Annotated in this window: 22 protein-coding genes and 1 pseudogene; 12 read left to right on the top strand and 11 right to left on the bottom strand. The window is 59.2% G+C overall.

Annotation, left to right across the window (positions count from 1 at the left end):
• The first annotated feature begins 6 nt into the window (after positions 1–6).
• The 4 genes and pseudogenes from ACZ1HN_RS03185 to ACZ1HN_RS03170 all read left to right on the top strand — a co-directional run bounded on the left by ACZ1HN_RS03185 (position 7) and on the right by ACZ1HN_RS03170 (position 5,080).
• Positions 7–930 carry a penicillin-binding transpeptidase domain-containing protein gene (locus ACZ1HN_RS03185; RefSeq protein WP_472726458.1) on the top strand — a complete coding sequence of 308 codons (924 nt, stop codon included), beginning with the start codon at positions 7–9 and terminating at the stop codon, positions 928–930.
• 103 nt (positions 931–1,033) lie between these two features.
• Entirely contained in the window at positions 1,034–2,032 is a 999-nt protein-coding gene (locus tag ACZ1HN_RS03180; protein WP_472726457.1) for a polysaccharide deacetylase family protein, read from the top strand.
• Between the two features lie 11 nt (positions 2,033–2,043).
• Positions 2,044–4,349 (top strand): annotated as a pseudogene (locus ACZ1HN_RS03175) (glycoside hydrolase).
• A 188-nt stretch (positions 4,350–4,537) separates the two neighbouring features.
• Positions 4,538–5,080, top strand: a complete 543-nt coding sequence (locus ACZ1HN_RS03170) for an inner membrane-spanning protein YciB (protein ID WP_472726456.1) — start codon at positions 4,538–4,540, stop codon at positions 5,078–5,080.
• 8 nt (positions 5,081–5,088) lie between these two features.
• On the opposite strand, the gene paaK is transcribed toward ACZ1HN_RS03170, so the two are convergent.
• Both paaK and paaI read right to left on the bottom strand, forming a co-directional pair.
• Positions 5,089–6,381 carry a phenylacetate--CoA ligase PaaK gene (paaK, locus tag ACZ1HN_RS03165; protein WP_472726455.1) on the bottom strand — a complete coding sequence of 431 codons (1,293 nt, stop codon included), beginning with the start codon at positions 6,379–6,381 and terminating at the stop codon, positions 5,089–5,091.
• Complete coding sequence (gene paaI / locus ACZ1HN_RS03160; protein ID WP_472726454.1) at positions 6,378–6,812, bottom strand: hydroxyphenylacetyl-CoA thioesterase PaaI; 435 nt, start codon at positions 6,810–6,812, stop codon at positions 6,378–6,380. The genes paaK and paaI overlap by 4 nt, the downstream gene beginning before the upstream one ends.
• Before the next feature lie 153 nt (positions 6,813–6,965).
• Between paaI and ACZ1HN_RS03155 the strand changes: the two genes are divergently transcribed.
• Positions 6,966–7,274, top strand: a complete 309-nt coding sequence (locus tag ACZ1HN_RS03155; RefSeq protein WP_472726453.1) for a DUF2794 domain-containing protein — start codon at positions 6,966–6,968, stop codon at positions 7,272–7,274.
• Between the two features lie 90 nt (positions 7,275–7,364).
• On the opposite strand, the gene ACZ1HN_RS03150 is transcribed toward ACZ1HN_RS03155, so the two are convergent.
• The 3 genes from ACZ1HN_RS03150 to ACZ1HN_RS03140 all read right to left on the bottom strand — a co-directional run bounded on the left by ACZ1HN_RS03150 (position 7,365) and on the right by ACZ1HN_RS03140 (position 9,921).
• Positions 7,365–8,135: a C40 family peptidase gene (locus ACZ1HN_RS03150; RefSeq protein WP_472726452.1), complete on the bottom strand. Its 771-nt coding sequence runs from the start codon at positions 8,133–8,135 to the stop codon at positions 7,365–7,367.
• Entirely contained in the window at positions 8,132–9,502 is a 1,371-nt protein-coding gene (locus ACZ1HN_RS03145) for a leucyl aminopeptidase family protein (RefSeq protein WP_472726451.1), read from the bottom strand. The genes ACZ1HN_RS03150 and ACZ1HN_RS03145 overlap by 4 nt, the downstream gene beginning before the upstream one ends.
• A gap of 74 nt (positions 9,503–9,576) precedes the next feature.
• Positions 9,577–9,921, bottom strand: a complete 345-nt coding sequence (locus tag ACZ1HN_RS03140) for a hypothetical protein (protein ID WP_299700877.1) — start codon at positions 9,919–9,921, stop codon at positions 9,577–9,579.
• A gap of 209 nt (positions 9,922–10,130) precedes the next feature.
• Here ACZ1HN_RS03140 and ACZ1HN_RS03135 point away from each other — a divergent pair, with 209 nt between their 5' ends.
• Genes ACZ1HN_RS03135 through ACZ1HN_RS03125 form a run of 3 tightly spaced genes read left to right on the top strand, consistent with a single transcriptional unit; the run spans position 10,131 to position 12,098 of the window.
• Entirely contained in the window at positions 10,131–10,781 is a 651-nt protein-coding gene (locus tag ACZ1HN_RS03135; RefSeq protein ID WP_299202962.1) for a carbonic anhydrase, read from the top strand.
• Between the two features lie 24 nt (positions 10,782–10,805).
• Positions 10,806–11,783 (top strand): sodium-dependent bicarbonate transport family permease, encoded by a 978-nt coding sequence (locus ACZ1HN_RS03130; protein ID WP_472726450.1) that lies wholly within the window; start codon positions 10,806–10,808, stop codon positions 11,781–11,783.
• 3 nt (positions 11,784–11,786) lie between these two features.
• Positions 11,787–12,098 (top strand): P-II family nitrogen regulator, encoded by a 312-nt coding sequence (locus tag ACZ1HN_RS03125; protein ID WP_472726449.1) that lies wholly within the window; start codon positions 11,787–11,789, stop codon positions 12,096–12,098.
• A 504-nt stretch (positions 12,099–12,602) separates the two neighbouring features.
• On the opposite strand, the gene ACZ1HN_RS03120 is transcribed toward ACZ1HN_RS03125, so the two are convergent.
• The 3 genes from ACZ1HN_RS03120 to ACZ1HN_RS03110 form a co-directional block, all read right to left on the bottom strand.
• Positions 12,603–14,216 (bottom strand): DUF4139 domain-containing protein, encoded by a 1,614-nt coding sequence (locus ACZ1HN_RS03120; RefSeq protein WP_472726448.1) that lies wholly within the window; start codon positions 14,214–14,216, stop codon positions 12,603–12,605.
• A 97-nt stretch (positions 14,217–14,313) separates the two neighbouring features.
• Positions 14,314–15,336 carry an aspartate-semialdehyde dehydrogenase gene (locus ACZ1HN_RS03115; protein WP_299553607.1) on the bottom strand — a complete coding sequence of 341 codons (1,023 nt, stop codon included), beginning with the start codon at positions 15,334–15,336 and terminating at the stop codon, positions 14,314–14,316.
• Positions 15,337–15,399: 63 nt separating this feature from the next.
• Positions 15,400–16,572: an MFS transporter gene (locus ACZ1HN_RS03110; RefSeq protein WP_472726447.1), complete on the bottom strand. Its 1,173-nt coding sequence runs from the start codon at positions 16,570–16,572 to the stop codon at positions 15,400–15,402.
• Between the two features lie 102 nt (positions 16,573–16,674).
• On the opposite strand from ACZ1HN_RS03110, the gene ACZ1HN_RS03105 reads away from it, so the two are divergent.
• A complete protein-coding gene (locus ACZ1HN_RS03105) occupies positions 16,675–17,805 on the top strand; it encodes a DUF3095 domain-containing protein (RefSeq protein ID WP_472726446.1) in 1,131 nt (376 codons plus the stop codon).
• Here ACZ1HN_RS03105 and ACZ1HN_RS03100 read toward each other — a convergent pair.
• The 3 genes from ACZ1HN_RS03100 to ACZ1HN_RS03090 form a co-directional block, all read right to left on the bottom strand.
• The gene (locus tag ACZ1HN_RS03100; RefSeq protein WP_472726445.1) at positions 17,802–18,569 is read right to left on the bottom strand and encodes an HpcH/HpaI aldolase family protein; all 768 of its coding nucleotides are present in this window, start codon (positions 18,567–18,569) and stop codon (positions 17,802–17,804) included. The two genes, ACZ1HN_RS03105 and ACZ1HN_RS03100, sit on opposite strands and share 4 nt — an antisense overlap.
• Before the next feature lie 158 nt (positions 18,570–18,727).
• Positions 18,728–19,432 carry a winged helix-turn-helix domain-containing protein gene (locus ACZ1HN_RS03095; protein WP_299700892.1) on the bottom strand — a complete coding sequence of 235 codons (705 nt, stop codon included), beginning with the start codon at positions 19,430–19,432 and terminating at the stop codon, positions 18,728–18,730.
• Complete coding sequence (locus tag ACZ1HN_RS03090) at positions 19,404–19,685, bottom strand: hypothetical protein (RefSeq protein WP_299202935.1); 282 nt, start codon at positions 19,683–19,685, stop codon at positions 19,404–19,406. The genes ACZ1HN_RS03095 and ACZ1HN_RS03090 overlap by 29 nt, the downstream gene beginning before the upstream one ends.
• A gap of 173 nt (positions 19,686–19,858) precedes the next feature.
• On the opposite strand from ACZ1HN_RS03090, the gene ACZ1HN_RS03085 reads away from it, so the two are divergent.
• From ACZ1HN_RS03085 to ACZ1HN_RS03075, 3 genes are all read left to right on the top strand, one after another.
• Positions 19,859–20,308 (top strand): hypothetical protein, encoded by a 450-nt coding sequence (locus tag ACZ1HN_RS03085; RefSeq protein WP_299202932.1) that lies wholly within the window; start codon positions 19,859–19,861, stop codon positions 20,306–20,308.
• A gap of 188 nt (positions 20,309–20,496) precedes the next feature.
• Positions 20,497–21,096, top strand: a complete 600-nt coding sequence (locus ACZ1HN_RS03080; RefSeq protein WP_299601138.1) for a ribonuclease HII — start codon at positions 20,497–20,499, stop codon at positions 21,094–21,096.
• An 87-nt stretch (positions 21,097–21,183) separates the two neighbouring features.
• Positions 21,184–22,284, top strand: a complete 1,101-nt coding sequence (locus tag ACZ1HN_RS03075; RefSeq protein WP_472726444.1) for a DNA methyltransferase — start codon at positions 21,184–21,186, stop codon at positions 22,282–22,284.
• Positions 22,285–22,332 lie beyond the last annotated feature (48 nt).

Genomic DNA, 22,332 nt, shown 5'->3' with positions numbered 1-22,332 from the left:
TGACATATGCGTTTCCGCCCATGTTCTTGTAAACATTTCACAAATTCCTATTCAGTTATCGAATTTGTGTATCAGGGAAATAAAAATATGAGCAGTATTCTCCCCAACCGAAAAGGTGGGATCCTAAAGGCGAGCTTTCTCGCGATATCTGGCTTTATTTTGGCGCTGTCGGGTGCAGCCAGTGCCGCCGAACCAATCGACATATCGCAGATTGTTCAGGACAATAGCGTTGAAGCAGCGGCATCGACTGTAATGGTCCAACGCTTGTCGGACGGACAAGTCTGGGTCAGCAATGCCGCGCGTTCCGAGGAACGGTTTTCGCCTGCGTCCTCATCAAAAATACCGCACACGCTGATCGCACTGGAAACCGGTGTTGCCGCGCCGGATACCGTGTTCAAATGGGACGGCAAGTCGCGCTGGGTAGATGCGTGGAACCGCGACCAGAGTTTGACTTCAGCTTTCCAGGTTTCGGCCGTCTGGGTTTATCAGGACATCGTGCAGCGCGTTGGCGCTAAGGGCATGGCGGAATGGTTGGATCGGTTCGATTACGGCAACGCCAACATTGGAACCGAGGCAACGCTGACCACGTACTGGCTGCAGGACATATTGCTGGTTTCGGCAGTGGAGCAGGTAAACTTCCTGCATCGCCTGGTCGAACGTGACCTGCCGCTCTCTGATACAACCTACGCCGCCGCCGATGCGATCATGCAGACAGATACGGGCGATGCGTGGACAATGTACAGCAAGACCGGCTGGCGCCATGGAGCTGATATTATGGACATCGGCTGGTACGCCGGTTGGGTGCGGTGTGGTTCAGACACCTATGTGTTTGCGCTGAACATGGACATGCCCGGCGCGTCCTTTCGGAACTTGCGCATCACGACATCTACTGCCGTGCTGGAGGCAATTGGCGCTTTCGATTGCCAGTGATGACATTTGCCAAGGGAGCACGGCGCCGCGCCGTGTTGACCCGGCGCACCACCTGTACCGGGCCAAGTTGATCCTTATGGCAACAGGTTTGCAGGAGGATGCCATGCTGACTGTGACAAAGACATCTTGGAAGCGGTGGACCAAAGCCCGCTGGACCGGAGCGCCACGCCTTTTACGCGTCGGCTGCCTCGCCGTTCTGACTATGCTGTGCTGTGAGCGCGTGGTTTTGGCCGAAGAAACACGCCGCATCGCCTTCAGCTTTGATGATGCGCCTATGGGCGACGGCCCGCTTTTGAACGGTCTGGAAAGAACCGAAACCTTGATCGCGGCGCTTGAAACAGCAGACATCCATGGCGCTGCATTTTTTGTTCTGACCCAATCACTTGTTCACAAGCCCGATGGCGCTGCGCGTTTGCATTCATACACCGGCGCCGGGCATGTGCTGGCAAATCACACGCACACCCATCCTTGGCTGCGTGAGACTGCGCCAACAGCCTACCTCGCCGATATCGACCAAGCTGCCGAGATGCTGGACACATTCGACAGTGTTCAACCCTACTTTCGCTACCCGTATCTTGATGAGGGTGACACGAGAGAAAAACGGCTGGCCGTGATCAACGGTTTGCAGGCGCGTGGGCTTTCGAACGGCTATGTCACCATCGACACCTATGATTGGTACATGCAGGCACTGGTGGCCGAGGCCATTGAGGCGGGTCACCAGATCGACATGGACAAACTCGAACAGGTCTATGTCAAGGTTCTTGTCGAGACGATCGAGTTTTACGACGCACTCGCCGTGCAAACGCTTGGGCGACATCCGGACCACGTACTTCTGTTGCACGAAAACGACTTGGCTGCCCTGTTTATCGACGAATTGACCGAGGCCCTCATGCGCGACGGATGGGAGATTATCCCCGTGGCGGAAGCTTATACCGACCCCATAGCAGATGAGCGCCCGGATACACAGTTCAATGGCCAAGGTCGCGTTGCCGCCATTGCCCATGCCAATGGCGCGCATCCCAGGCAATTGGTGTCGCCCGCGGAAGAAGAGGAAGTCCTGAGAACACGTTTTGTCACGAGTGGTCTGTTACCACGCCAATAGGGTTATTTGACATGAAAACAAACGCTTATCTGCTGTCTGGCCTAATGTTCTGCATGGGCTTACTGGGTCACTCTGCGCTTGCCGAACACGTAACCTTGCAGACAAACACCGCCACGTTCGACGTCGATACGGATACACTGGCTGTGTCTGCGGCCCTGATTGGAGCGGAGCAGGAGGTGATTGCGCTGCCTGCTGTTGCTGGAGAGACGCAGGGTTTGGTCAGGGACCGGTCCGCTGCCAAATGGCAGATCGACATCGATGGTGGACAGTTCTCTATCGTTGCCCGCGCAATTGGCGAGCGTGTGACCTTCGAAATCGCTTCGGATCACCTGACGGACTTGGCATGGCCGCAAGTCCCTGCACGACCTTCGGATGAGTGGGCTTTGCCCATTCTCGGTGAAGGCCGCCTTTTTGAAGCGCGGGACCAAAACTGGCGTACGTTTCTCGTGGATGTTCTGGATGACGGCGCTGCGGGAGAGCAGTTTTCGCAACCCTTCTGGACACGTCTGGACGCTGAGGGGTCGGTCACATGGCGCATGGACAGCCCTTGGGATGCACGGTTGTCCTTTCTGGACACTGAACCTGCCTTGACCGTGGGTATTGTTCAGCAGTTCACGTCGCTCAATTTGGATCAGCCATATCGCATGACTGCTCAACTCGGCTCCCGTGACCCGGTGATCGGTGCGCGCTTGTACAGGACGCATCTGGAAGAGGCGGGCGCATTCCGCAGCTTGAACGACAAGATCACTGCCAGACCTGATGTTGCTTTGCTCGCGGGTGCGCCACACATCTACCTATGGTCGGGTGGGTTGCTGGCGCCGCAGGACGTCACTGCGTGGCGCCGTTTCATGCGTCAGTTCGCCCGGAAGCGCGAGACTGCCATGACTTTGTCCGAGCAACTCTGGCGTGCTGTGCCCAACGATATGCGTGCGGATTTTGAGACTGCGATCCGTGAGGCGCAAGGCGCCGATGGATTTGTGTCACAGTACAGCCGGACGCATGTGACACGCGCGCTCAACACAGCCATGCTGCGCGCCAGACCCTTCCCGACCGACACGGCGCTTGCTGGTGGACATGATCCTGTTGAGGAACGCGCGCATATGATGGAGTTGCGTTCGGATCTGTTCGAAGAGTTTGAGGGCACTCTTGCTTCACCAGAGACATGGGGCGGCGGTATTGGGTTGCGCATGCTGGAGGCTCTTGCCGAGGCCGGGATTTCCACGGCTTGGCTTGGAGTGGAAAACTGGCGTCACGCCATTGGGCATCCCGAAGCCGTGGCTGAGGCAAAGGCGCGGGGCTATCTGATCGGCCCCTATGACAGCTACGCAAGCGCCCATTCCGAGGGCGCTCAGCAGACTTGGCTGACTGCTCAAATGGGGGACACCCTTTTTGAGCACGCGAGGGTCATTGGCCCAGATGGGTCTGCGCGGTCCGGCTTTCGGGGGATCGGGGCCTATGTGAACCCAAGCGCCGTCGCCGATTATGCAAAATCCCGCATCACGGCGGTGTCCAAAAGCGTTGATTTCAACAGCTACTTTCTTGATGTCGATGCCACCGGCCTGTTGTTTGAGGACTATACAGCTGGGCGCCAGACCACCCGAGCTGCGGCCTTGGAGGCAGTGAAGCAACGACTTGATTTTGTGACACAAGATCTCAGCCTGGTTCTGGGATCAGAGGTTGGCGTGGCCGCTTTTGCGCCTCACATCGATTTCGCACACGGTGTCACAACCCCCGCGTTCGATTGGATGGACCCAAGAATGCGGCGCGATCCGGACCCGGCCTATGATGTCGGCGGCTACTGGCCCCCGAGGCCCCGGTCCGCTTCTTTGAACCCACACCGCCTCCGCCCAATATGCGTAAGATCGTGTTTGACCCCGCCAACCGTATTCCGCTGTATCAGATCGCCCTTGGGGACAGCGTGGTTACGACACATCACTGGCATTTCAGCACTCTCAAACCGCAAGGTGAGCGTACGCATAACGAGCTAATTGGTCTACTCTATGCGGTGCCGCCTCTCTATCATCTCAATACAAGTGTGCTTGAGCGTGATCTGCCCGGAATCGCTCGCTATGTCTCGGATTTCGCTCCGCTGCATCGCCGCCTCATGACCGAACAGATGACAGGTTTTGAATTCGTCTCGGAGGATCGGTTGGTGCAGAGGACAGAGTTTGCAGATGGCACAACAGCCTTGGCAAATTTTTCGGACCACGCGCGTGTGGCACCGGATGGGCATGAGATACCACCGTTTTCAATCAGAATAGAACTGGTCGGGCATGATCCCTTTGTGCTGTCCACCGCTCAGGTCGGGGCTGACTGAGTTTCAGCATTGCGGCTCGGTAACATTCAAGCCGCCCAATACATCAATTGCGCGGAGTATTTCCTGTACGGCGTGGAAGCGTTTTGACCGTCCAAACTCGCAAATGCTGAGGCAGAAAAGCTCTGTCCCTTGCCAGTTTTGTCGCCCCGCATCTTGTCGCAAGGCCAGCGCATGACTTTATCGCTCCAATGGATCGCCGCATTGTACTGGAGCTGTTGCCCGGCGCCGCGTTTCTGCTGGGGCATATGATCGGCGGGCTGTTGTGGGCCGCCGCTTTGGCCGTTGTGGCAACTGCCCTGGCTGTCGCCGTGCGATGGCGGTGGGATGGCAGTGTTCCGTGGTTGGCGGTATCGACGCTGGTGCTTGCCTTGATCCTGACCGTCTTTGGTATCGTATTGAACGACGAGACATTCGTGTTGATCCGCCCGACCGTAGGGGCCGTTGCTTTTGCTGGTATCCTTGCTGTTGGTGCACTTGCGCGTCCCAGCCTGCTGGAGCGCACGTTGGGCCATGCGCTGGAGATTGAGCCTGAGGGCTGGCATGTGTTGCATGCCGCGTGGATCGCGATCACGCTGCTATCGGCTGGCGCGAACGAGATGGCACGGCGGGCTTTGACCACAGATCAGTGGGCCATTTACAACGTGCTATCTGACCCGGTGTTGTTTGGCTTGATCTGGTTGGCGACGTGGTCGGTGGCGTACTGGTATTGGATCGAAGAGAGCGAGGCCTGAGCGCGACCCTATCTTTTGTCCAGAATCCGCACTGCCTTGCCTTGTGATCGCTCAACCTGACCCGGATTGGCCACATCCACGGCGACGCTGATCCCGATGGTTTGCTTGATCCGGCTGGCCAGTGTTTTACCGGCGTCCGCGCGATTTGTGCTGGCATCTGCCGCCTCGCAAAGCACGCGCATCTGGTCCATGCGGTCGGGCTTGCTCAGTTCGATCTGGAAATGCGGGGCGAGGCCGGACGTGGCCATCAGACATTCTTCGATCTGGGTAGGGAAGACGTTGACGCCGCGCAGAATGATCATGTCATCGCTGCGTCCCGTGACCTTTTCCATCCGCCGCATGCTGCGCGCCGTGCCTGGCAGCAGCCGTGTCAGGTCACGGGTGCGGTAGCGAACAATCGGAAACGCTTCCTTGGTCAGTGAGGTAAAGACAAGCTCGCCTATTTCGCCATCAGCCACGGGTTCGCCCGTTTCTGGATTGATGATTTCGGGCAAGAAGTGATCTTCCCAGATATGCAGCCCGTCCTTGGTTTCGACGCATTCCATCGACACGCCCGGGCCGATAACTTCGGATAGACCGTAGATGTCGACAGCGTGCATATCGAAAGCCTGCTCAATCTCGGTCCGCATGGCGTTCGTCCAGGGTTCTGCGCCGAATATGCCAACTTCGAGAGAGGAAGCACGCGGGTCGAGCCCCTGCACGTTGAATTCATCGAGTACCGAAAGGGCGTAGGAGGGGGTCACAGTGATCCCCTTGGGTTTGAAATCTTCGATCAGGCGGACCTGTCGCGGCGTCATACCGCCTGAGATGGGGATCGTGGTGAGCCCGAGTGCATCGGCGCCGAGGTGGATGCCAAGCCCGCCAGTGAATAGCCCGTAACCATAGGCGTTGTGCAGAAGGTCACCGGGTTGCATGCCCGCTGCACGCAGGCTGCGGGCGACGACCTGACCCCAGTTGGCAAGGTCATTTTCCGTGTAACCCACAACGGTGGGCTGACCCGTGGTGCCCGAGGACGCATGAATGCGCTTAACCTGGTTGCGTGGCACTGCGAACATGTCGAACGGGTAGTTTGTGCGCAGGTCTTGTTTGGTGGTGAAGGGAAATTTCGCCAGATCGCTGAGGTGTTTCAGGTTGTCCGGGTGCACGCCTGCCGCGTCGAACGCGGCCTTGTAGTGCGGCACATTCGTATAGGCGTGGTTCAGGGACCATTTCAGGCGGTCAAGTTGAAGCGCCTCAATCTCGTCCCGGCTGGCGATTTCGATCGGATCGAGCGTGCTGCGGGCGGGTGTGAGATCTTTCATGTCGGGTCCTCGTCGAAATGAGTGCCTGTGATCGTGCGGGAAAGACCGCGGAACAGGGCGATCTGGCGTCCGTCCGCAGCAGTCACGGTGACATCATAGGTGCCGGAGCGGCCTTGGCGGGCGGTTTCGATGGCGGTGGCTGTCAGGACCTCGTCTGCTTCGCCGGGGGCGAGGTAGGTGATCTGGTTTTGCTGAGCTACCGTGATCTGATTGTAGGTGTTGCAGGCAAAGGCAAAGGCACTGTCGGCAAGCGTGAAGATCATGCCGCCATGGCAGATGCCGTGTCCGTTCAGCATATGTTTACGAACCTGCATGGTGAGAGTCGCCGCGCCGGGCGCGATGTGCACGATCCGCATCCCCAGCGCCTGGCTGGCCTCATCCGTCGCCCACATGGTGTCGGCGCAGCGTTGGGCGCGCTCTTCTGGTGTCATCCGGCATCCTCCCCATGCGTTTCAGACTTCCGCGACTTTGCCCCGGTTTTGTAACGCTTTCAAGCGTGTTGGCATGGCCCTTGAAATTGTGGCCGGGTCGCGCAACTGTGGCGGCATGACGTTGCACACGCCTCCCCCTCAAATCTACGCGAAATGCCGAGCCCGCAGGTGGCTTTTCACCGGACCGAGTTGTCAGTGATCCTGTCCCTTTACGGTCGCATGGTGGCGGCTGGGGAATGGCGGGATTACGGCATTTCGTGCTTGCGTGATGTGGCCGTGTTTTCGGTGTTTCGTCGGACAGCCGAGAACCCGATGTATCGGATCGAGAAGCGTCCGAAGCTACGGGGCAAGCAGGGGATGTACGCCGTCATTGGCATGGATGGTCAGGTGCTGCGCCGGGGGCAGGACCTGAAAACCGTTTTACGCGTTCTGGAGCGTAAGCTGATCCGTGCGGTTGAGTAAGGTCCGCTGACGCGGGCGAGGTCGACTTGCTGACGAGGGGGCGGTCTGCCCACTCGAACTCCCTTGATCGTATTTCTGGTCAGAAGAAAATCAGGGGCGTTTGTGGCTGGTGATATCTCCGTCGCCTTTTTGCGCGATGCGATTTGTGGCGTCAGCGATGGGTTCTTCGATTACTTTCATGTGGAAGGCGTTCGCGTGGATCACGTGGGTTTGGCTGGTCACAAGCGCGACATGTCCTTTCCAGAAGAGCAGGTCACCGGGTGCGTATGGCCCCGTGGCGTCTTTGAAGGCTTTTTCCTGCAGGTCGCTGTCACCGAGGCAGGGTATGCCCGCGGTGGTCAACGCGATCTGAGCGAGGCCAGAACAGTCGATGCCGGACCGTGTGTTGCCGCCCCAGAGGTAGGGTGTCCCGAGGAAAAGGCGTGCGGTCTGGATGGCATCTGCCGTGTAGGGCGCAGGCGAGATTTGCGATTTTGGGACGTGGCCGAGGCTGGTTTCGATGAAATCTCGCGTGTCGGAGAGGGCCGTAAGCATCGTTCCGAAAGTTAGGTTGGCCGTTTCCGAGGATTTAATGCTGGCGTCTGAATAGGCGTGTCCGGCAGGTGATGTGACGACATGTGTGGGGTTCGTGACAGGGCCAAGCGCAGCGGCGGGGACGAAGCCGACATAACCATCGAGATCGGCGCGCACATAGGCGTGGTCATCGCTGTTGCCGAGCACTGTGAGCGTGGCGCCACCGATCAGTTGCCGGTCGCGGGGGCCATTCGGGCGTGACAGCAGATCAACATGAGGCACGATGACCTGACCCGATCTGTTGCCGTCCACCAGACGTGGATCGGGGGTGGTTCGGCGGTCCGTCACAGGTTCAACATGTCTGGTAGGGCGGCGAACAGCGCACGCGTGCCCTGACCCACGCCACCTTTGGGGCGGGCGGGTGCAGCGGTGGGTTGCCAGCCGTAGATGTCGAAATGCATGTAGCGGCTTTGCTCCACGAACCGGCGAAGGAAGAGGGCCGCGGTGATCGAACCTGCGAACCCGCCCTTGGGCGCGTTGTCGAGGTCGGCGATGCCGGGTTCGATCATGGACTCGTAGGGTGCGTGGAACGGCATGCGCCAGACCGGGTCGGCGGAGGCGAAGGCCGCGGCTTCGAGTGCTGCGACGAGACTGGCGTCGTCGGCATAGTAGGGCGCAAGGTCCGGGCCAACTGCCACGCGCGCTGCCCCGGTGAGCGTGGCCATCGAGATGATGAGGTCTGGATTGTCCTCATCGGCCAGCGCCAATGCGTCAGCGAGAACCAAGCGCCCTTCGGCATCGGTATTGTTGATCTCGACCGTGAGGCCCTTGCGGCTGGTCAGGATATCCTGTGGGCGGAAGGCGTTGCCGGAGACGCTGTTTTCCACTGCGGGGATCAGGACGCGCAGTTGGACTGGTAAGCCTGTAGCCATGATCATATGGGCGAGGCCCAGCACGGCGGCGGACCCGCCCATATCCTTTTTCATTAGTCCCATGGACGCACCGGGTTTCAGGTTTAACCCACCGGTGTCAAAACAGACCCCCTTACCCACCAGGGTGAGTCTCGGGCCAGCGGTGCCCCACGTCATGTCGATCAGTCGTGGCGCGCGGTCTGCGGCCCGGCCAACCGTGTGGATCATCGGGAAATTCTGCGTCAGCAGGTCGTCACCAACGGTGACGCTTACCTGCGCGTTGAATGTGGATGCGAGGTCACGGGCGGCTTGTTCCAGATCGGGTGGACCCATGTCCGAGGCCGGCGTGTTGATCAAGGTGCGGCTAAGCGCTTCGCCATTGGCGATGGCTTCTATTTGCGTAGCATCTACGCCGTCCGGTGCGATTAGATGGGCACGCATCGGTGGTTGGTCCTTGTACCGGTCGAACCGGTAGCTGGCCAACAGCCAGCCAAGGGCTTCGGTGGCGAGGGTGTCGGCATCAAGGTCGGAGACAAGGCTGTACGTGCCTACGGGTAACTTGGCGGCCCCGGCGGCCAGATGAAAACGGCCGCGGCCGCGTGTTTCTTCATTGCCGTAGCCAATGACCGCCCCTGCATCATCTGGCAAAAGCAAAGCTTGTCCCAGCGCACCTTTGAAGTCGTGTGCCGTGGCCCAATCCTGAACAGCCTGCGGCTGTTCTTCCAGCCAATCGGGCGCCCCAGTCTCATCAAGAACATGGATGGGACGGAGTGCGTCATCTGGCTTGGCAAAGCTGAGGTTCATGGCGGTGAAGGTCCTGCGTAGCGTGTCGCGCAGAGCCTAGACTGTTTGGTTGCTGCCGCAAGTGGTCGTACAGATCACAAAGTGATGTTCTGCAGATCCCAAATCGCACTCAACGATCCTTCGCCGGTGCGCATAAGGCGACTAAGCGTGGCTGCCAGTGCCACTTGATCCCGCGCCTTCGCACACCGGACAACGTCACCCGCAACGCCTGCCAGCACATCCATGCCAATCTGATCCGCAATTGCGATCATGGATTTGGCTGCGCGGCGCAGGTCGTCCAGTTCACCCTTGCGATACAACCGATCGCAATGCGCCATGCGCAGGGCCAACTCCTCCATCGCGCGGCACACGACATCTTCGGCATTGGCGGGGTCCATCTCCCCGTATAGCGCATTCAGGCGGTCATGATTGACTTGCACGGATTCGTGCAACTGAATTTGTGTTACTGTCGACAAAACGTCACCTCTACTCACCCAAAAGTCGGTATGCCCCCACGGCTTCGGTCCGTTATGGGTCAAACACTCTTCCCAAATCGTTATGATGGGTCAGTCTTTTCGCTCGAATTTGACAAGAATTCGGGCTAGTCACCCTGCCAGACAATCAATGACCAGATGAACCGGGGACGCACATGCACAGGATCAAGCCGCTTCCGACCTTCCTTTTGCAGCGCTATCAGGGATGGAAGGCGACGACCTATGCCGAGAATGGCGCTTGGTACAAACGCCTTGCGACCGAAGGGCAGCGCCCGCGCGCCATGGTTATTTCCTGCTGTGACAGCCGGGTGAATGTAACTTCGATCTTTGGTGCGGATCAGGGCGAGTTCTTTATCCATCGCAACATTGCGAATCTGGTGCCGCCCTTTGAGCCTGATGGAGAGCATCATGGCACGTCGGCGGCGGTTGAATACGCTGTAAATGTTTTGGAAGTCGCGCATTTGGTTGTGCTTGGCCATTCCCGCTGCGGTGGTGTGCAGGGCTGTATTGACATGTGCGAAGGGCGTGCGCCCGAGCTGGAGGAAAGGGGCAGCTTTGTGGGCCGCTGGATGGACATCCTGCGGCCGAAGTTCCCCGAGGTGGCCGATATGAAAACCCCCGAAGACAAAGCCGAACGGCTTGAACAGTTGGCCGTCGTAACCTCGATGGAGAACCTGATGTCCTTCCCCTTTGTCGAAGAGCGGGTGAACAATGGCTCTTTGAGCATCCACGGTCTCTGGACGGACATTGCCGAGGGCGGGCTGAAGCAGTTCATGGGCAAAACACTTGATTTCCAGCCGGTCTGAGCCGGCACACCCGAGGGGACAGATTTGGATCAGATCCTGAGCCTTGCGGCGACAAACTTGCTGTCGCCCATCATTCTGAGTTTTGCATTGGGTGTGGCCGCGTCGCTGGCGCGGTCCGACCTTAATATTCCGGAGGCCGTGGCCAAGGGCATGTCGATCTACCTGCTGTTTGCCATCGGCTTCAAAGGCGGCGTGAGCGTGGCTGATCACGGCATTGACGGAACGCTGGCGGCCTCGCTTTTGGCGGGGATCGTGTTATCGGCGGCCTTGCCCATGGTGGCCTTTGGGTTGCTACAGGTGATGGGGAACCTCAGCCGCCTGGATGCAGCAGCGGTGGCAGCCCACTATGGCTCGATTTCCATCGTGACCTTTGTGGCAGCATCGTCTGTGCTGGAAGGTAGTGGGATCGCGGCAGAAGGGTACATGGTGGCCGTTGCCGCTGCCATGGAAGCACCAGCGATCCTGTCGGCCTTGTGGCTGATTTCCCGCGGTGGGGACAGCCGTCGCATGGACCCCGAGCTGATGCGCGAGATCCTGTTGAACGGGTCCATCGTGTTGCTGGTCGGCAGCTTTTTGATTGGTTGGATCACGGGCACGGACGGGCTGGCGAAGATCGAGGCGTTTATCGTGTCGCCGTTTCAGGGTGTGCTGTGCCTGTTCCTGTTGGACATGGGACTGGTTGCGGGGCGTGGCGTGCGCGGTGGATCAGGTGTTTTGCGCCCAGGTGTACTGGCTTTTGGTGTGGTGATGCCGCTGGTTGGCGCCACGTTTGGCTGTCTTACAGGTCTGCTGCTGGGCGTTAGTACCGGGGGTGTGGCGCTGTTTATGGTGCTGTCTGCGTCAGCCAGCTACATTGCCGTACCCGCCGCGATGCGCGTAGCGCTGCCCGAGGCGAACCCATCCATCTACTTGACCCTGTCGCTGGGGGTCACGTTTCCATTCAACCTGACGCTGGGCATCCCGATCTATGTTGCCGTCGCCAGCGCGCTGACCGGAGGATAGACCATGCAGACGCACAAGGCGAAACGCGTTGCCATCATCATTGAGCAAGTGATGCAGAGTCGTTTGACTGATGCCATGGCCGACGCTGGTGTAACGGGATGGACCATATTGCCCGTTCTGGGTGGGTCCGGTCAGTCTGGCACATGGAGCCGTGAAGGTCAGGTCAGCCGTGGAACGGGCATGGTGCAGGTGATCTGTGTGATACGGCCCGCGCGGTTGGACGCATTGTTGGATGCGGCTTTTACCGTGGTGGAGCGTCATATCGGCATTGTCACTGTGGGCGATTGCGAAGTGCTACGGGCCGAACGGTTTTAAAAAAAGGGCGGTGCCTCCCACTGGATACACCGCCCAAACCACTCGTTACCTCACTCATCCGCACGCCACTCACCCATTCACTGGTTCCTTCACCGCGCAGAAGTTTTGTTTCGATGGCACAGCACAGGGTGCAGTGCCGTCGAAGCTGTGATGCATGTGCGAAAAGCCGAAGCCCGCGCATCCATCGATCAGGCGAATTAAACATGGCGTCCTGCCACTGACCCATGGAGCATCATGTACTGCAGACAGGCGCGCTTTTGCATCGCCCTGATTGCAGGATTATGGGCAACCGGGGTTGCGGTGTCCTGCGTCGTATGCGGCCCGAGGGGCCCGTTGGTGATGTAAGTATCCCAGCGCGGAATTACCGATTCCTTTCCAGAAACCAGCATTATGTCGAAAATCGCCCAAGACCTGCAAACACTGAACAAAATCAGGTGATTGAGTGAGGTCTCTACTTGGCTAAACTTTGACGAAACCGCCTAGATCACCGCTATTAGGCCGTTACTAGCGCAGCACCTTATCTTCGGGCCAAGTGAGCTTCGTATTAACCGATATGCTTTGTGTTTGCCCGGCTGGGACTGACATTTGCCATTCGAGAATGCCGCGCTGATCGTTCACCGCGCTGATGTTCGGCGCAGGCGAAGCAGACCAATCAATCACGAGGTCTTCCTGTTCTGAAAAGGGCACGACGTCACGCACGGCCACATCCCATGCCTGATTGGTCAGGTTCTCAACCTCGATCCGCACCTCTTCGGTTTCCTCGTTCGAGCGGGTGATAATCCCGCGATCACCTTCGTTGCGGTTGAGGACGGTACGGGTCAGGCGCAGGCCGTCGATGCGGCCAAAGAATATGTCTGCCTCAGCATTCGGCGGCAGTGCGCTTACTTGGGTGTTGCCCACAAGCTGACCGTCTACATAGAGCAATGCGCGCCCCGGCAGCAGGATTTCGGCGCTGGTGTTGGTGACCTTAGCCAGTCGGAAAGCAGCATCATCAAAGCGCGGGACAGCGCGCGCGCTCAGCGCTGCGTCCATCACTAACGTATCCAGGGCGATCTCAAGCTCTTCGCTTTGTGCACGGATCGTTGCGGGTGCGGGTAGGGTGTAGGTCACCCCGATGCCGTCGAAATTGGCGGAGGCCACCTCTTGGACGATGACCGGCGCTTCGATGATGGGCTCGGCAATACCCATGGCGCTGTCGGATTCAATGCGCAGCAGTTCACGTTTCTGCTGTACCGGGTCTTCGATCCGGCGACGCTGTGGCCACAATTGGCTGGGTTCGGATTGGGCAAAGGGTTCGAGCGTGGATAGCGTCAGTTCGATGTTGGTCCAATCCTCGTTTGTGAATTGCGAGATGACGGCACTGCGCGCGATTGACAGGGATGTATTGTCGACCAGATCGAAGGCATAGACGGGCGCCCATGACACACCGCCTGTGATGTAGGACAGGTCGAGCGTTGCCTCTGTCTGTTCAGGCACGTCGATGCTCAAGGACAGCGTCGCGGGGGCCGTGTTGGTTGGTGTTGCTGCATCCAATGCCGCCTGCGCTTTGGCAACACCGAATTCAAGGTCGGGCCGCTCGCGTTGCAGTTTCCGTATCTCGACCTCGGCGCCTCGCATGGCCGCGCGTGCAGCGGTTCCGTCGCTTGCAATCAGTTGCCCGATGGCGCGCAGCGTATCCACATCTGTCGCTGTATCCTCGGAAACGGTCAGGCCGTTCAGGAAGTCTATCTGATCTTGCGCCGCCTGGGCCGAGGCCTGAGCCAGTGCAATCTCATCATCAAGTACGGCCAAGACTTCTGTGGCGGCTTCCAGTGCTGCTTTCGCTACCATCCATTCGGGGGTGCGCGGCGCACGATAGGGGCCGTCCGGTCGAGCGGTCCAGCTACGTGAGGTGATGGTTGCCCCGTTCAGGCGGATGTTCATCGCATCCAGCGACAGGGATGGGTCCATGTCCCGCAGTTCCAGCCTGTGCTGACCGGCAGGCAATTGCAGGCTGGTGTTGCGTGAAACAAGGGCTCCTTGGGCATAGATGGTTGCCGCAACCGGTGGAGCCTGCACCACAAATGTATCGGCGATGGCGGGCAATGGCAGCAGGGCGAGGATCACGGCAAAACGCATGTGGACACCTTTTGTTTGATATCCCTACTCTGCACCGGGGCGGGCAAAAGAAAAGGGGCCGATTGGCCCCTTGTTCCCCGCAATATGCGTTTTGGCTTCAGCCCTTTTTTAGGATCCGTGTGCCCAGCACTTCTGCAATCTGCACGGCATTCAAGGCAGCACCCTTGCGCAGGTTGTCCGATACGCACCAGAAGTTCAGGCCGTTGTCGATTGTGCTGTCTTGCCGGAGGCGGCTGATAAACGTGGCAAAGTCGCCAACGCATTCCACCGGCGTGACGTAACCACCGTCCTCGCGCTTGTCGATCACCATGATCCCGGGCGCTTCGCGCAAGATGTCGCGGGCTTCGTCTTCGTCGAGGAAATCCTCTGTCTCGATATTCACCGCTTCTGAGTGGCCAACAAACACAGGCACCCGCACGCAAGTGGCTGTGACCTTGATCGACGGATCAATGATCTTTTTCGTCTCGGCGACCATCTTCCATTCTTCCTTGGTCGAGCCGTCGTCCATGAAGCTGTCGATGTGCGGGATCACGTTGAAGGCGATCTGCTTGGTGAACTTGGCGGGCTCTACATCGGTCGTGGGATTGTACACGGCCTTGGTCTGGTCCCACAGCTCATCCATGCCGGCAGCACCAGCACCGGACACGGATTGGTAAGTGCTGACCACCACGCGCTTGATCTTAGCGCGATCATGCAACGGCTTCAGCGCCACGACCATTTGCGCGGTCGAGCAGTTGGGGTTGGCGATGATGTTCTTCTTCGCGTAGCCCTCGATCGCGTCGGCGTTCACTTCGGGCACGATCAGCGGCACATCAGGGTCGTAGCGATAGAGCGACGAGTTATCGATGACCACGCAGCCGGCCTTGGCCGCAACAGGCGCGTATTTCTTGGTCGCGTCCGAGCCGATAGCAAAGAGCGCAATGTCCCAGCCCGTGAAGTCGAACGTGTCCAGGTCTTTTGTCGTCAATGTCTGCTCCCCAAAGGACACTTCCGTGCCCAGCGAACGGCGGCTTGCCAGCGCGGCGAGCTCGTCCACAGGAAACTGGCGCTCGGCCAGGATGTTCAGCATTTCGCGGCCCACGTTACCGGTGGCACCCGCGACGACGACACGATACCCCATAATCGACTCCTTTTCGGGTAGGTGCGTGGCCCTTACACCCATTGCCGGATGGGGGAAAGGGCGTCAGTCGGTGGAGTCACGGCTTAGTGCATAGATCGCCACACCTATCGCGAGCGCGATGGCAAAAAAGCCGAAGATTGCGATGTAAGGCGCTGATGGATCGCCGCCTGCCGTGGCCGTGTGGATGCGCCCCGAGATGGTTTGCATGACTCCGACGCCCCCGATTCCAAAGAGGTTCATCAGGGTGACCCCACGCCCAGTGAGGTGCGGGGGGAAGAAGCTACGGGCGTGGGCGATGATGACGGGGAAGGACGCGCCGAGTGCGCCGATGGCGGCGAACAGGATGATCGAGGTCCATGGGCCAGCGTCGATCCAGAAGATCACCAGGGCCAGAATTGCAACCGTCAGGGCATTGCCTGTGAAGACGATCCACTTGCGGGTCCCAAAAATTCGGTCGAGCGGGCCATAGGCGATGGTGCCGAGGATCATGGCAAGGCTCATTACCAGCGTGGCAATCCCGATCTGGGCCGTCGTCTGGTCGAACACGTCGCGCAGGTAGGGCCCGATCCACAGGCCACGCACGGCAGCGACAGGAGCGTAGTTGACGAACATGATCGGGATGATGAACCACAGGACCGGCATGCGCAGCAGGTCAAACAAGGATCCATTGCCTGCAGAGTCGGCTTTGGCCGGGTCGCGGACAGACAGCAGGACTCCTATTGCGACAATGGCTGTGACGGCTGCGAGCGCCCACATGCTGAGGCGCCAGCCCATCATGTCGACCGCAAAGGCCATGGGGTAGCTGGAGATCAGGTTGCCGATGGTGCCAATCCCGATCATCAGCGCCGCCAGCGTCGCAAACCGGGCCGGATCAAACTCGCGCGCGAAGATGTAAAAACTGGCCATAAGGACGGGTGAGCAGCCAATGCCGATCAGGGCCATGGCGGCGTGGATGAAGATTGGGCCTTTGGCCACAGCGAAAAGGGCCGCCCCGCCTGCGCCACCGACCAGAAACAGCCAGCCACCCGTGCGGCGGGGACCAAGCGTATCCAGCGCCTTGCCCACGGGCAGTTGCATAAGTGCGAAGGCAAGAAACCAATAGCCAGAGGCCGTGGCAAGCACGTCGGGCGTGATGCCTAGATCAGCCTCAAGCGGGCCTGTCAGAACTGCCAGGAAGGCGCGAAAGAACTGGCTCAGCACATAGGCCAGCGCCAGCAGGATCAATCCGGTTTGCATGGGGTCCTCACTTCTGCCGCTTGCGTGGCATGGGGCGCGGGGAGGTGCAAGGCGCATTGTGTGGGGACCGGCCCGTGATAGGGTCGGGGGAAGAGGTACAAGATGTTTTATGACGATCTGCCGCGATTGACGGTCTTTGCGGATGTGGCTGATTTGAGCCACTACACGCCTTTGCCTGACGATTGGGTGGTCGGTGTTTCTGACATCGTGGGGTCCACGGATGCGGTGGCTGCGGGCAAGTACAAGACGGTGAACATGATTGGGGCGGCGGTGATCTCGGCCCAGATGAATGCGGCTGGCGGCCGGGCTTTTCCTTTTGTCTTTGGCGGGGATGGGGCGGCCTTTGCACACCCGCCGGAGTTCGCGGAAGAGGCGGGGCGGGCGCTGTCTGCAGTTCAAAACTGGGCACGCACCGAATTTGATATGGGTCTGCGTGTGGGGCAGTATTCCGTGGCCGACATTCGGGCCGCTGGGCCAGAGGTGGCCGTGGCCCGCTATGCTGTATCGGACGGAGTGGATTACGCCATGTTTGCCGGTGGCGGGGTCAGTTGGGCCGAGGCAGAGATGAAGGCAGGAGCCGACACCGTGCCGCCTGTCCCCGCGGGGACACAGCCGGATCTGACAGGCTTAAGTTGTCGGTGGAGCCACATGAAGGCGCGGAACGAGACAATCCTCTCGCTGCTTTTGTCGCCGGTTGAGGGTGTGGATCAAGCGCGCTTTGGTGCGGTGGTCGAGGCAGTTCTGGCCGAGGTAGCGCATCTGGATCGTGGCGGCCATCCGTCGCCACCCGAAGGGCCAGGCACGGATTGGCCGCCGGTGGGGGCAACGCTTGAGGCGCATGCAAGCCAGGGCGGCAAGGGTGTGAAGGCGGCGCGTCGCAAGGTGTTGTTCGAGACGCTTATCGCCTGGGTGTTGATCAAGACAGGCATCAAGCTGGGTGGATTCGATCCCACGCATTATCGCAAGACGGTGGGCGGTAATGCGGATTTCCGCAAGTTCGATGACGGGCTGAAAATGACGATTGATTGCGATGCGGGCACGGTCGCGCGCTTGCGGGATGTGCTGGACAAGGCGCGGGCCGAGGGTGTCGCGCGCTACGGCATGCATACGCAGGACGAAGCCATGATGACATGTATCGTGCCCTCCATCATGGATGACACCCATGTGCACTTCATCGATGGCGCTGCGGGCGGCTACACACAGGCGTCGGTCGGGCTGAAGGCCGCGTCCTAGCGTTTCCAGCGTTGCGCCAACTCGCGCAGGCTTTTGGCGAGGATCAAGAGATCAAGCCCCGTGGCGACGAAGCGTGCACCCCAGTCGAGAGCGTCCTGCGTGAAGTCGGGCGTTGTGGTGAGGATGCCGGGCGCCTTGCCAGCCGCTTCGATTCTCGCGATGGCGTCCTTGATCGTGGCTTGCACATCTGGGTGGGTGAGTTGGCCCATATGGCCCATATCTGCAGAGAGGTCTGCTGGGCCGATGAAGACACCGTCAATACCATCGACCGCGAGGATGTCGTCGAGATTGGCGATGCCTGCACGGTTTTCCACTTGGATCAGCAGGCAGATCTGGTCATCGGCGGTGGGGCCGTAGTCGGTGATTGCGCCGAAGCGGCTGCACCGCGCGCCGGAATAGCCCACCCCGCGCCCGCCGGTCGGGGGGTAGCGGACGTCGTGCACCAGTTGCCGAGCCTGTTCCGCCGTTTCGACCATGGGCACGAGGACGGTTTGCGCGCCTGCGTCGAGCACCTGCTTGATAATCCATGTCTCGCCCAACGGAACGCGCACAGCGGCGTGGCTGTCCGATGCTTCCAGTGCCATGAGTTGCATCCGCATTCTCGAGATATCATAGGGCGTGTGTTCGCCGTCGATCAGCAGCCAGTCGAACCCGGCGGTGCCCGCGATTTCGGTGGCCAGCGGGTCGCCGAGGCTGAGCCAGCAGCCGATGACGGTGCCGCCGCTTTTGATCGCGGCTTTGAACGGGTTGATGGGGGCGGGCATGGGTGGTCTCCTTGTCTTGGGGAGCACCCTAGACCTGCGCGCGTGCCGGTGGCTACTGCTGAAATGCGGCGCATACGCGCCACGCGATTTTATACATCTGCCGCTGGCAGATGGGTATGCCGCCGGCGGAAGTTTACTTGGCAAGATGAAGAGGCCTGTCAGAGAACTTTGATCACGTCCTTTTCGACAGCCAGCATGTAACCGCGCCGTGCGATGTTCTTGACCAGAAGTTCACTGACGATCTGGTTGCCGAGGGTATCGCGCAGGCGCTTGATGCGGGTGGCGCCCGCGGCTTCCTCGCAATCGGCAGCGGAGCGGCCCGAGATGACCCCTTCGATTTCGGAGCCCGAGAGGACATCGTCGTCCATTCGCGCTTCGGCCAGAACAGACATCGTTTCCATCGCTGCGTCTGTAAGTTTGAAGCCGAGGTTGTTGAGGTAGACCGTGTTTTCCTCGCGACTGATCAGTAGGGAGTTCACTTGGATACCTGCCCGTTCGATTTGGGCCATACGGCGGTTGAAACCGACCAGCAGTATGACGAACACGAGGGCGGCGATCATCATGGCGGTGGCAAAGACCAGCAGCACGAAGATCACCAAACGGTAGCTTGCCAGAGTGTCGGCAAAGGCGGTGCCGGACTGGGCGAGGATTTCCAGCAGCTTGATTTCGGCCTGGCTGGTGAGGTCGGCGTTTTCAATAAACATACGCTCGACACGGGCGTCAAAGGCGCCTGCATCCGGCAGGGTGAAAAAGAGAAGGGCAGCGGCCAGAACCAGCAGAAGGAGGATGCCCGCGATGCCAAGGGTAACGAGCCTGCTGCCCGTGCGCCGCATGTCAGAAGCGGAGGTAGTATTGTCCTGCACTGGCTTTCCTTTGATCGAGACCTTCGGGGCCGAATACAGATTGGACCTGCAGCAATGTCCAGCCCTGCGCCGCCAGTCGTGATCTGAGTTGTTGCGTGGCATTCCCAGCGCTGCACGCGCCAGAGACTTGCGCCACACCATAATGCAGTCGCAGGGGGTTGTCCTGTTTGGCTTTGTAGTCCGCAAAGCACTGGGCCTGAGCAGCCCCGGCCAGTGCCAGCGACAAGGCGATAGATATGGCGATCTTTTTCATGATCCCAACCTGCGCTGACTTGGGCAGATATTCAATAACATCAGAGGGCTGAGATACCTGATATTCGATAGCAAGGGGGCGTTATTGCCTGTCTGGCGGGGGTGGCCCCAAGTTTGAACCAGCGCAGATGCTACTTGGTCTGCTCGGTCAAATCACTTTGGAAAGGACGCCCCATGACACTTCGTATTCACCGCCAGTTTATCGGAACTATTGCCGCCGTTGCGATTGCCATCACAGGTTTCAGTGCTGCCCCTGCCCGAGCAGGTGATGATGAGGTTGGTGCTGCGCTTGCTGCCTTGTTGGGTCTGGCCATCGTGGGCGCCGTCATTCACGAAAAGAAGAAAGACAAAAAGCGTCGTCATACTGTTCACACGCCGGTGCATCCGAAGCCATTGCCCAAGCGTGTGGACCGCAAGCTGTTGCCGCAAAAATGTCTGCGCAGCTTCAACACTGATCGCGGTCATCGCCGCATCTTTGGTCAGCGTTGTCTGAACAACCATTACAAGTTCGCGCGCAGCCTGCCTGCCGCATGTCACCGCGAAGTCTATACAGATCGTGGCTGGCGTCGGGGTTACGCGGCGCGATGCCTGAACCGTCATGGATATCAGTTGGCCCGTCGGTAAGAGCGGGCGGATGGACCATGCCCCCATGGTCCACCTTGCAAAGGGCGGTGTTCGGGCACCGCCCTTTTTTGTTGCATCGCATTGCGGCGACACGAGATGTTTGCACTTTCTTCCAGAAAGTGCGTTTTGTGCCTCCGGCGGTGGTATTTTGGGTCAAAAGAAACGGACAGGCTGTGCCAGACTTTGAGATGGAAGCGCGGATTGGCGGGCGTGTGGCTGGCGTGGACGAGGTTGGCCGTGGGCCATTGGCAGGGCCTGTGACGGCGGCAGCCGTGATCTTGGACCCTGGTGCGATCCCCGAGGGGTTGGATGATTCAAAGAAACTGACCGCGCGCAAGCGGGAGGCTGTGTGGGGGGCGATCCTGGCAACTGCGGATGTGTCTGTTGCCCATGCCACCGTACATGAGATCGAGGAACTGAATATCCTACGTGCCTCACATCTGGCGATGGAGCGCGCTGTGGCTGGGTTGCGTGAGTGCCCTGATCACCTGTTGATTGATGGCACCATGTTGCCGCGTGGCCTGACATTACCTGCGACCCCGATCGTGCGCGGCGATGCCCGGTCGTTCAGCATCGCGGCGGCCTCAATTGTGGCCAAAATATGTCGCGATCGGATCATGGTGGATTTGGCGCAACAGCATCCCGGCTATGGTTGGGAAACGAACATGGGATATCCGTCAAAAAGCCACAGGTTGGCATTGGAAAATCTTGGGGTGACCCCACACCATAGACGAACCTTCAAACCCGTCCACAATATCTTGTATCAAGAAAAAATCGTAAGCTCCTGATTCAAAAAAGAATTTGACGGCGAATCGGGTATGACTCACATTGGCTGCAACCAATGAGCGCACAAAGCGCCAGGACAGAGGCAGACGATGACGAAACATGTAAAGGGCGCCGACGCGCTTCCCTTGAACCAGATTATTGCGGGTGACTGCATTGATGTGATGAACAGCCTGCCTGCCGGCAGCGTTGATCTGATCTTTGCCGATCCGCCCTATAATTTGCAGCTCAAGGGTGAGTTGCACCGCCCTGACAACTCGAAAGTTGATGCAGTTGACGATCATTGGGACCAGTTCAATTCGTTCCGTGCCTATGACGAGTTCACCACTGCCTGGCTAAAAGCCGCGCGCCGCCTGCTGAAGCCCAATGGCGCAATCTGGGTCATTGGCAGTTACCACAACATCTTCCGCGTGGGCGCATCGCTTCAGAACGAAGGGTTCTGGATCTTGAATGATGTGGTGTGGCGCAAGTCCAACCCGATGCCGAATTTCCGCGGCAAGCGTTTCACCAATGCCCACGAGACGATGATCTGGGCGGGTAAGTCAGAGGCGAGCAAATACACCTTCAACTACGAAGCACTGAAGGCCCTGAACGAAGGTATCCAGATGCGCAGCGATTGGGTTCTGCCCATCTGCACCGGCCATGAACGTCTGAAGGACGAGGCAGGCGACAAGGCGCATCCGACTCAAAAGCCCGAGAGCCTGTTGCACCGTGTGCTGGTTGGGTCGACCAATCCGGGTGACGTTGTGCTTGATCCGTTCTTTGGCACGGGCACAACCGGTGCTGTTGCCAAGATGCTGGGCCGTGAATTCATCGGGATTGAGCGTGAAGCCGCCTATCGTAAGGTTGCCGAGAAACGCATCGCATCCGTGCGCAAGTTCGACAAGGAAGCCTTGTCCGTGTCCGCCTCCAAGCGTGCCGAACCGCGCGTGCCCTTTGGCCAGTTGGTTGAACGCGGCATGCTGCGTCCGGGCGAAGAGCTGTATTCCATGAACAAGCGTCACAAGGCCAAGGTCCGTGCCGATGGCACGTTGATCGGCGACGATATCAAGGGATCGATCCATCAGGTCGGTGCTCATCTTGAGGGCGCGCCCAGCTGTAACGGCTGGACCTATTGGTGCTTCAAACGCGAGGGCAAGGTTGTGCCAATCGACGTGCTGCGCCAGCAGATCCGGTCGGAGATGCACGACTAATTCACGAGACACCGCCAGGTGCCTGCGGCCTCACTGAAGGCCCAATAG

The sequence above is a fragment of the Tateyamaria sp. GN1-10 genome (assembly GCF_055693845.1).
This window is presented reverse-complemented; position numbering and strand designations above follow the sequence as displayed.

Bases quoted from the DNA above. Each gene is read 5' to 3' on its own strand.
- ACZ1HN_RS03185 (WP_472726458.1), top strand. From the start codon at position 7: ATGCGTTTCCGCCCATGTTCTTGTAAACATTTCACAAATTCCTATTCA.
- ACZ1HN_RS03180 (WP_472726457.1), top strand. From the start codon at position 1,034: ATGCTGACTGTGACAAAGACATCTTGGAAGCGGTGGACCAAAGCCCGC.
- ACZ1HN_RS03170 (WP_472726456.1), top strand. From the start codon at position 4,538: ATGGATCGCCGCATTGTACTGGAGCTGTTGCCCGGCGCCGCGTTTCTG.
- paaK (WP_472726455.1), bottom strand. From the start codon at position 6,381: ATGAAAGATCTCACACCCGCCCGCAGCACGCTCGATCCGATCGAAATC.
- paaI (WP_472726454.1), bottom strand. From the start codon at position 6,812: ATGACACCAGAAGAGCGCGCCCAACGCTGCGCCGACACCATGTGGGCG.
- ACZ1HN_RS03155 (WP_472726453.1), top strand. From the start codon at position 6,966: ATGCCGAGCCCGCAGGTGGCTTTTCACCGGACCGAGTTGTCAGTGATC.
- ACZ1HN_RS03145 (WP_472726451.1), bottom strand. From the start codon at position 9,502: ATGAACCTCAGCTTTGCCAAGCCAGATGACGCACTCCGTCCCATCCAT.
- ACZ1HN_RS03135 (WP_299202962.1), top strand. From the start codon at position 10,131: ATGCACAGGATCAAGCCGCTTCCGACCTTCCTTTTGCAGCGCTATCAG.
- ACZ1HN_RS03125 (WP_472726449.1), top strand. From the start codon at position 11,787: ATGCAGACGCACAAGGCGAAACGCGTTGCCATCATCATTGAGCAAGTG.
- ACZ1HN_RS03120 (WP_472726448.1), bottom strand. From the start codon at position 14,216: ATGCGTTTTGCCGTGATCCTCGCCCTGCTGCCATTGCCCGCCATCGCC.
- ACZ1HN_RS03115 (WP_299553607.1), bottom strand. From the start codon at position 15,336: ATGGGGTATCGTGTCGTCGTCGCGGGTGCCACCGGTAACGTGGGCCGC.
- ACZ1HN_RS03110 (WP_472726447.1), bottom strand. From the start codon at position 16,572: ATGCAAACCGGATTGATCCTGCTGGCGCTGGCCTATGTGCTGAGCCAG.
- ACZ1HN_RS03105 (WP_472726446.1), top strand. From the start codon at position 16,675: ATGTTTTATGACGATCTGCCGCGATTGACGGTCTTTGCGGATGTGGCT.
- ACZ1HN_RS03100 (WP_472726445.1), bottom strand. From the start codon at position 18,569: ATGCCCGCCCCCATCAACCCGTTCAAAGCCGCGATCAAAAGCGGCGGC.
- ACZ1HN_RS03090 (WP_299202935.1), bottom strand. From the start codon at position 19,685: ATGAAAAAGATCGCCATATCTATCGCCTTGTCGCTGGCACTGGCCGGG.
- ACZ1HN_RS03085 (WP_299202932.1), top strand. From the start codon at position 19,859: ATGACACTTCGTATTCACCGCCAGTTTATCGGAACTATTGCCGCCGTT.
- ACZ1HN_RS03080 (WP_299601138.1), top strand. From the start codon at position 20,497: ATGGAAGCGCGGATTGGCGGGCGTGTGGCTGGCGTGGACGAGGTTGGC.
- ACZ1HN_RS03075 (WP_472726444.1), top strand. From the start codon at position 21,184: ATGACGAAACATGTAAAGGGCGCCGACGCGCTTCCCTTGAACCAGATT.